This is a genomic window from Granulicatella sp. HMSC30F09 (assembly GCF_001806915.1).
GTDB classification, from domain to species: domain Bacteria; phylum Bacillota; class Bacilli; order Lactobacillales; family Aerococcaceae; genus Granulicatella; species Granulicatella adiacens.
This window is the reverse complement of sequence record NZ_KV786407.1, coordinates 1-8,682: the sequence shown is the minus strand read 5'-3', so window position 1 is coordinate 8,682 and position 8,682 is coordinate 1. Positions and strand designations below refer to the sequence as shown.

Here is an 8,682-nt window from a genome sequence, read left to right as displayed (position 1 = left end):
GAGTCTACTTTAGAGGGAGCATATCACATATAAGTTACATTTTGCTTTTTTATTTCCTTTCAACCTGAGAGCATGCATCCCATCATCTGTTTATCTTGCGAGGCTCCTCACTCAGAAAGCACCTCATTAACTTTTCAGCAAAAAGGACAAAATAGGACACGAAAAGCTCCATGGATTCTATAGTAGGAACAATAGCGAGTGCATTCAATGTGAATTACTGCCGCTAAGGAATTTATTTCCTAGCGGCAGTTTGAAGCTTGAAAGGAATTGAGACGTAAGGCTCAATCCGGTGCAGCTATTGTCACTACTATGAAGATATCCATAGGAGCTTATAGTGTCCTGTTTTTTTGTCCGTCCTATTTATTTTGCACATACTGCTCGAGGCGGTAGCTTCCTGCTGTGAGGTAGACCCCTGCCATCGCAAGGATAACCCAGACTGCTGGGAAGATTGTTTGAAGGTCAATCGCCTTGTACAACCAGTAAATTGGGCTGATATAAGCCACGATATGGAGCCAACTTCCACCTACTAAATCCCCAAACGCCGCTGGCATTCCAAGCCCCGCCATTATCATTACAAACAGAATTCCAAATGTCGTTGCATGTCCTGGCATCTTGAAAATTCTAAAGAAGAATAAGTTTAGGCAGAGACTATATATAATCGTTACAGCTAATAATCCCGTGAATACACCCCAGTTCATTTCTGGAACCAAACCAGAAAGGTGCATCAATGCCATGAGTCCCATATTTGCGACAAAGATAAAGACAAAGTACGCCAATAAGAACGAGAGCATGATTTCCATATTCGAACGCGGAGATACGACCGATCGTTTCAATACATGAGTCTTCTTAAAGTTAATCCAGTCGGAAGAAATCACCGACGCATTAATGATGACATAAAATAGAAGTAAGAGCATTACGATTCCGGTTGCTACACTCGTCTTCGAATCTTGTCTGGCAACCACCATTTGATTGTCATCCACAGGCAATGTCTCTTCTTTCGTCAACACGCCTACTTCTTGCAGTTTCGCGTTTAACATGACTTCTTTTAGCACCTTCGTCAATTGCGCATCGAGCAGAAAATCTCTTGTCCCACGTTGCGTATTAAAGATGCGAATCGTCGGCACTTGTCCTTCTTTCGCATTCTGTAAATAATTGGCAGGTACTTGGTAAATGACCGTCATTTCGCCTCTTTTCAAGGCTTCTTTCGCGCTTTCTAAATCAAAATATACATTTTCTTCTCTGATATACTCTGTGATTAATTCTTGGTACTCATCATTTCCCTCTTCAAACACAAAGGCAACGGTTTTTGCGACCGTACTTGGCGCTGTGGTATCCACTGTTCCTTGTGCTGCAATCATTATTCCATTGACTAAAGCTGGCATCCCAATCATAAAAAAGAGAATCAGCGGCATCTTCAATAATCGTTTCAAATGAAAGATTGTCATTCTGATAAGATTCATTGACGTGCCTCCTTTCTCTTCAATGACCAGTTAAAGACTAGCCCTAACACTAAAATAATAGGGGCAGCAACGGTCACCATCCCTCTCATCGATATCCCATTCATTACTTCGACAAATGGTGTATACATAAATTTTTGAAGTGGATTTCCGCCGAGGAAACTAAAGGTTGAACTGATACGGTCAAGTGGAATCATCCCTGATAAGACCATATAGATTAAGTTCATAGAAGTCGAGAATGCTGTTAAATTCTTCTCGGTCACGAAATTGCCGATTAAATTTCCAAGTACATTAAAGACTAAACTATAGAAAACGACGAGGGCAATAATGCTACCGAAGTTTCCTCCAAAAGTCGTTGGATCAAGAATCTTCCACAGGCCAATATACACGAATGACAATAGAGTCGTCATTATCATGTTCACGGCTAAATCAAGTCTGTCTTTTTCTGAAATGCTAAACGGCAATACGTCCAAGCGTTTACGAAGCCCTCTCAGTTCCTTTTGTACTCCAGAACGCATCGCAGTTTCAAGGAACACGATAAATAGAAATCCCAAACCTGTAATCGCGTAGTGTTGGTTCGCAGTCACTTGTGACTCTGCTTCCACCTGTTCCGTCTCAAAAGCTCCCGCCTGGATCTCCTGTTGTAAGGATACTAGCATCTCCGCTACTTGTTCTGGCGTAATCGATGCATTTTGACTTTCCGCAACTTTATTCATCACGGAACTTGCTTCTAACAGTTGCGAAGTGATAGTTTGTAAGAGTGATTGATAAACCGCAAATGATGTATTTGATGTTCTCCCTGATTTCTCAAGGACAATAGGAGTTGCTTGTGAACGCGTTTGAATTGACTGTGTGAAATCAGATGGAATCGTCGCAATGATTTTGGCATTTTCTTTCACACTTGTCAGCGAAATTTGTTTTTCCTCCGTAAGCTTCTCAAACAATGCAACAACTTGTTCTCCGTAAGCACCTTTGTCTTGATTATTGATATAAATCTTCGTTTCAATCGTTAAATCAGATGGATTGAAGGCACTCTTTGTGGAAAACGCCAAGAAACTCATTAAAAGAAATGGCATTAAAACCAGCATCAGTAGCGCTGGAATGGACTTCAGAGAGGATATTAAATTGGCTTTAATATAACGAATGTATCTCATAAGTCCTCCTTTAATCACGTAGCGTCTTTCCCGTTAATTGTAAGAACGCCTCTTCTAATGTCGTTTCTTTTACGTTGATAGATTTAATCACGAGCTGTGCCTGTTCGACTTGCTCTATCAATTTCATCATTGAGAAAATCGTTTGGTCAATCGTGAGGGCCATGTCTTGGCCATCAACGGTTACAAATTGAATGCCGTTTTCGCTGTTCTTCAACACTTCGTCAAATCCAACAGGCACGCGGTCCAATGTGAGAGCTACAGTTTGTGTATTCCCCACAAGTTTTTTCACTTCTTCTTTCGTTCCATACGCCACTTCTTCTCCTAAATCGAGAATGAAGACGCGTTTACACAAGGTTTCGATTTCCTCCATATAATGCGAAGTATAAAGAATCGTCGTCCCTTGTTCAGCCAGCGACTGAATATAGTCGAAGATATGTTGACGCGACTGCGCATCAACCCCAACAGTTGGTTCATCCAAAATCAAAATCGAAGGGTTATGCAACATTGCAACGGCAATATTCAAGCGGCGTTTCATCCCGCCAGAGTAGTTTTTCACTTTTTCTTTCTTCTTATCGGTAAGACCTGCCACTTCTAATAATTTCTCAATTTGGCTCTTTAACTCTGCTCCAGCTAAGCCATAGAGTCCTCCGAAATATTCTAAGTTATCGACCGCGTTCAATTCCTCAAGCAGCGCGATATCTTGTGGCACTAAGCCTAATTGTTTTCGAATTTCTACTTTGTCAGTTTTAATCGATTTTCCATTAATGAAAATCTCTCCGCTATCCATCGATTGAATTCCTGTCAGAATATCAATCAATGTACTTTTCCCTGCTCCATTAGGACCAAGTAATCCGAATAGTTCGCCTTCCATAATTTCAAAGGAAACATTTTGTAGGACTTTATGTCGTCCGTAAGATTTGGTTACGTCTTTAATTTCAATCATATGTACACCTCTTTATCGAATAAATGAAAGAATGGCTGTTAATAAACAAAGAACAATCGCTACAATTGCTTCCTCTTTTATATCTTTCGGGGTCTTCTTGGATTCGTTCATTTGTTTATCCTCCTACTTGTTTGTACTCTTATCATAGCACTCCCCCCATCGGAGTCTATAGTCCAAAACGTCATCACATACCGTGACTAAAGTCATGTTTTTATAAAAAATGCCCCGACTCTTTCAGATGCTATACTCCTTGTCGGTTTATCTGAAAGAATCGGAGCAGTGATGCTTAATTTTTTAGTTTATTTTCGTAAGCAAAAATAACTAATTGCGTACGGTCACGCAATTCTAATTTAGAAAGAATCGTACTAATATTATTTTTTACTGTTCCTTCTGAGAGGAAGAGCGTTTGTGCGATTTCCTTATTGCTTAATCCTTGCGCCACTTGCTGGATGAGTTCCACCTCACGCGGTGTGAGTCCCCATTTCTCCGCATCAAAGGTCGCAGGCTTCTCAACAGTTGTATTTGTCAGTAACGCCTCTGAAATTACTGTATCCATCACGACTTTTCCAGATAGAGCAACTTTAATCCCGTCAAGAATCGCCTCTGGACTGCTGTCTTTTAACAAATACCCCGAAGCGCCGTTTTGCACGGCTTCGACAATATATTCGGTATCTTGGAAGGTCGTCACAATCAACACCTTCACCTCCGGAAAGGCCTCTTTGATCAGCTTCGTGCCTTCGATTCCGTTGCTCTCAGGCATGCGAATATCCATCAAGACCACATCTGGTCGGTGCTCCTTACAGGCTTCAAAGGCCGCACGTCCACTTTCTGCTAAGGCGAGGACTTCGACATTACCGCTAGCCTCAAGCATGATTTTTAAACCAGTACGGATGAGCATTTCATCGTCGGCAATAATAAGTTTGATTGGGTTTGTCATGGTTCTCCTCGTTTCTATTGTTTTTCTGTATTCGGTAGAATCATTTGCACCGTCACGCCAGGATTTGACGCCTCAATGGCAACAGACCCGCCTTCTCCTCGGAGTCGTTCTTGGAGAGTTTTGAGTCCGCCTTTTGGAGCTAAATCGACCGCGCCTGTTCCGTTATCCTTAATCGTTACGACTAATTGCGATGGATTATACATCAGTAGCACGGTAATGCGTGTGGCTTGGCCATGTCGCATCGCATTTGTAATCGCCTCTTGCACCCCACGGAAGATGCTGAGCTCTGCCTCACTCGATAGCGTGAAGGTTGGCTCATTTTTTCTAAATTGAATATCGATCCCACTGTTGACTTGTACTTCGTGGAAAAATTCTTCCAGCGCAATATCCAACTGCTTCTTATCCATTTGTTCTGGCTTCAAGTCATGAACAATTTTACGCACTTCTTGTAATCCTTCAACCGCAAAATCACGAAGTCCTTCGCTCATTTGTTGAATCGGCGAATTCTGTTGCTTGGCCAGTTGCGAAATCGCCCCTAGCTGAATAATAATCGTGGACAAACTGTGTCCCACAGAATCGTGAATCTCACGAGAAATTCGGTTTCGCTCTTGTAGCGTGAAGATTTCCTTCATTGTCCCCATTTTATATTGGGCTTGTTGCAAGTCATAGCGTTGCTCGCTAAGTTTTTGCTCCGCTTTTTCCAGCTCTTCTTGAAGAGCTCTTCGTTCTTCCAAAATATAATTTCCATAAGAGAAGAATAAAAGGAAGAACAAAGTCATTACCACTTGAATGCTATCGCCTTTTTGCACGGCTGGAATGATAACGACTGCACCTAATATGAATTGTAGAATCAATGCATTTCTAAAGGAGAAACGTAAACTCACCTCGAAACAAAGAAGAAGAATCAGGCCTGTAAAAATAGTGTTGAAATACAAACAGAGAAGGACGACCGCGATGCCTTCAATCAGAATATACCACTGATATTTCAATGAATAATAGCCAACTTGCACAAGCGTGATAAATCCAAAGAAGAAGGCGATGTCTCCTGCGTTTATATTCGGTAGTTGCGACCATTCAAAAAGCGCAAAAAGAATGAAACCATACCGAATAATGAATCTTACCCATTGATCGATTTTCATGATTTCATCCTCCTAAATTACATACTCATTAAAAATAAAAATGCAACAAAATTATTGATAAAGTGCATCGTAATCGATGCAACAATATTATTCTCATAGTAACGATACATTCCTACGATTGGAATCGTTAAAGGAACGTATAGCAAGGCAGACATCCAATTAATGCCACTTCCATCACTAGAAAGGGAATGTAAAAGAATGAATAATACAGCCGAGATAATAGTCAACACATGGACATTCATCGATTTTTTGAAAGACCCAATGATGGCTTCACGAAAGACTAATTCTTCCAAAATAGGTGCCACCACGCAAAGCAATACAAACATCATCACAAGATTGGATTTCGACATCATGGATTCAATTTGCGCTTGATTATCTGAAGTAAATTCCCCTAATAAATTCGACACAATAATCGCGAGTACAATTCGAAGAACATATCCTATCGCTAAATCACGTATAAAAGGTCGTTTAACAAACTCTTTTGCCGCTTGCGCTATTTTGGTTCTGTAGAGCCAAATTCCAATCACCATAGAAATGACTTGTAATACGACATATATTTGGGTATCTACCGCATATTTTCCTGAAGATACTTCTACAATAAAGAAACTTGGGAAAATAATTAAATTCAGAAAATAAACAATCCATAGTAAAACTGCATTCTTTTTCATGATTCACCTCTAGTCATCGGTAAAACGTACCGGTTTTGTATTTTTAATACTGTAAATTTTTTCAATTTGTCCATCCGACCAGACGATACCGTGAAGCGCACCGCCAAAGACAGCTCCGCCATCGATTCCGATTTTGCCGTCCTGTTGCCATAATTTCATAAAGTCGCCATCTTCGTTCAAACCACGTAAAGGCGTATGACCGAAGATAATCGTTTTACCAGTGTTGTTAACCCCTTTATGGAACGGTTCACGAATCCAGTAAAAGTCTTTTGGCTCTGTGTCGTGCCAGTCGTCCAAACGTAAATCTACCCCGGCATGTGCTAAGAGTAAATCTCCTTCATCGATATAGAGTGGACGCTCTCTTAGAAAGGCAATCAGTTCTGGATATTGCGCTTTAATCGCTTCGGCATCCTCGACAGGATTTACCGGAGTATCTTGCGGACGTCCGAGTAAGTCATTAATCGTTGTATCTCCGTTATTTCTTAAGTAATGTGGAAAACGTCCCTCTGGATCATCGATAAACGCTAGGAACATGACTTCATGGTTTCCCATCATATACCATGCATTTTTTTCTTTAGCATATTTCATCCCGGTAAGGACACTTCGTTTATTGTCGGGACCACGGTCAATTAAGTCACCCATGAAGACCAGTTGCTGAGTTTCCTCATCCCAGTTTTGAAGCATCTCTTCCATCATGTCCGCTTCACCGTGAATGTCTCCAATAATAAAATACTTTTTCTTCATCTATTCCACCTCAAATAACTATCATACTGTTCATTATAGCAAATAACCCCCTGAATATGAAAGAAGCTTATTTTAAAACAAAAAGAAGATCGAACCATCGCCCGATCTTCAGTCTTTAAAAGACATGATTATGCTTCTTGTTTACGAAAGACTAAGAAACTACCTGCAATCGCTGCTAGTGCACCTAAAACAAGGATAAAAGGATTTTCCAATGTTCCAGTATTTGGTAACTCTGGGCGTTTTGGTTCCTCTGTTGTCGTTGTTTGTGGTGTAACGGTTGTTGTCGTTGTACCTTCAGTCGTTGGTTCTTCCGTAGTCGTTGTCACAGTAGTCACTTCCGTTGTAGTTGACTCTGTCGTTGTTGTAGCAGTGGTTGTCGTTTCTGTTGTACTTGTAGTGGTGGTCGTCGTAGTAGTAGTCGTTGTAGTTACTGGCTTTTCACCATCAGCAAGCCCAATCCCTGTTAACATTTTATACGTCACATCTGTAGAAATCGCATCGTCTAACTCCTCAGCTGTAATCGTAATGCGATTCTGAGGATTTTTACTTGGATTGGCTAATTGAACTTTATAGTCTATAAAGATAATTTTATCCGTAGAATTGATTTTAACAGTAATTCCAGTAGGAGTGATTTCATAATCACTTTCTGAAAGAAATCCAGCTGATTTCCAAGGATAAGTCGATTCTACTAACTCTACACGTAATGAACCTGGTACATAAGTTTGATTTGCATCCCATACGTCCTTAATTTCAATATTCGATAAAGTCTTTCTAGCATAGTTCAAACGAGCCCACCAGTGAACTTGTTCAGCATTATCCGCTTGTTGAGCTCCCCATTTAGCAGCCATTTCATTTGGTCCTGGCATTGGTAAAGGCTTAATTTTTTGAGTGATCACTGTTCCATTGAAATCCAATTCTTGGGTCGTATCCGCAAGTCGATCATCTGAAGCCCAGAATACTTCAACAGAAAGTTCCATGTTCTTTTTCAAATAGTTTTCTTCAAAATATGAACTAAACGTCACTGTTACAGTTCCTTCAGCAGCATTCACTTTTGCATTGGCTACGACTTGATTCGCCTTATTATAAACTGGAAATGAATAATCCGATTGCAGACGAATGGGTGCTTTTAAATTGAATTGTAATGTATCATTTTCGTTGATCGTTACCTCATCTGGAAAATCAACTTGGAATGTTAATCCCCATCGTCCATAAATATCTGAAGCATCTCCCGTTACGGTCACTTTGGGATTCGTTACTTTTAAAGTAGTCCCTTCCTTTTGAACCTCAACTGCATTTACTTTTGCAGAAAAGACGAGCACTACTAAACTTAATAATGCTACGATAGAATATAAAATCTTTTTCATAAATATCTCCTTATATTTTTTATTAAGATTATATTCATAATTTTAATTGATTATTACATTTTTTATATAATTGAATTGTGAATTTTATATGAAAAGAGGCAAGAAATGAATTTTCATTTCTTGCCTCTATAGTCGCTTGATCTATTTTTCTAAGCTACTTGCCGGGATTGAACCGGCGACCTCCACCTTACCAAGGTGACGCTCTACCGACTGAGCTAAAGCAGCATTTTTGGGTAAAAAAAAAGAACTCCGCCAGTAGGACTCGAACCTACGACA

The 8,682-nt window shown here is 40.2% G+C and carries 9 protein-coding genes and 1 tRNA gene; all 10 read right to left on the bottom strand.

The annotated features are described in order from the left end of the window. Positions 1–356: 356 nt before the first annotated feature. On the bottom strand, positions 357–1,460 hold the full coding sequence (locus tag HMPREF3103_RS00750; RefSeq protein WP_070436843.1) for an ABC transporter permease: 1,104 nt from the start codon (positions 1,458–1,460) through the stop codon (positions 357–359). Next, complete coding sequence (locus HMPREF3103_RS00745) at positions 1,457–2,611, bottom strand: ABC transporter permease (RefSeq protein ID WP_070436842.1); 1,155 nt, start codon at positions 2,609–2,611, stop codon at positions 1,457–1,459. The genes HMPREF3103_RS00750 and HMPREF3103_RS00745 overlap by 4 nt, the downstream gene beginning before the upstream one ends. Before the next feature lie 10 nt (positions 2,612–2,621). Further along, positions 2,622–3,554 (bottom strand): ABC transporter ATP-binding protein, encoded by a 933-nt coding sequence (locus tag HMPREF3103_RS00740; RefSeq protein ID WP_070436841.1) that lies wholly within the window; start codon positions 3,552–3,554, stop codon positions 2,622–2,624. A gap of 12 nt (positions 3,555–3,566) precedes the next feature. After that, complete coding sequence (locus tag HMPREF3103_RS09585; RefSeq protein ID WP_246826936.1) at positions 3,567–3,665, bottom strand: membrane magnesium transporter family protein; 99 nt, start codon at positions 3,663–3,665, stop codon at positions 3,567–3,569. A 175-nt stretch (positions 3,666–3,840) separates the two neighbouring features. Next, positions 3,841–4,491 (bottom strand): response regulator, encoded by a 651-nt coding sequence (locus HMPREF3103_RS00735; RefSeq protein WP_070436840.1) that lies wholly within the window; start codon positions 4,489–4,491, stop codon positions 3,841–3,843. A gap of 14 nt (positions 4,492–4,505) precedes the next feature. After that, positions 4,506–5,630, bottom strand: a complete 1,125-nt coding sequence (locus HMPREF3103_RS00730; protein ID WP_070436839.1) for a sensor histidine kinase — start codon at positions 5,628–5,630, stop codon at positions 4,506–4,508. A gap of 17 nt (positions 5,631–5,647) precedes the next feature. Further along, positions 5,648–6,298 carry a CPBP family intramembrane glutamic endopeptidase gene (locus HMPREF3103_RS00725; protein ID WP_070436838.1) on the bottom strand — a complete coding sequence of 217 codons (651 nt, stop codon included), beginning with the start codon at positions 6,296–6,298 and terminating at the stop codon, positions 5,648–5,650. A gap of 9 nt (positions 6,299–6,307) precedes the next feature. Next, the gene (locus tag HMPREF3103_RS00720) at positions 6,308–7,042 is read right to left on the bottom strand and encodes a metallophosphoesterase family protein (protein ID WP_070436837.1); all 735 of its coding nucleotides are present in this window, start codon (positions 7,040–7,042) and stop codon (positions 6,308–6,310) included. Between the two features lie 128 nt (positions 7,043–7,170). Further along, positions 7,171–8,406: an LPXTG cell wall anchor domain-containing protein gene (locus HMPREF3103_RS00715; protein WP_070436836.1), complete on the bottom strand. Its 1,236-nt coding sequence runs from the start codon at positions 8,404–8,406 to the stop codon at positions 7,171–7,173. A 152-nt stretch (positions 8,407–8,558) separates the two neighbouring features. After that, positions 8,559–8,631: transfer RNA gene (locus HMPREF3103_RS00710), tRNA-Thr, on the bottom strand. Between the last annotated feature and the right edge of the window lie 51 nt (positions 8,632–8,682).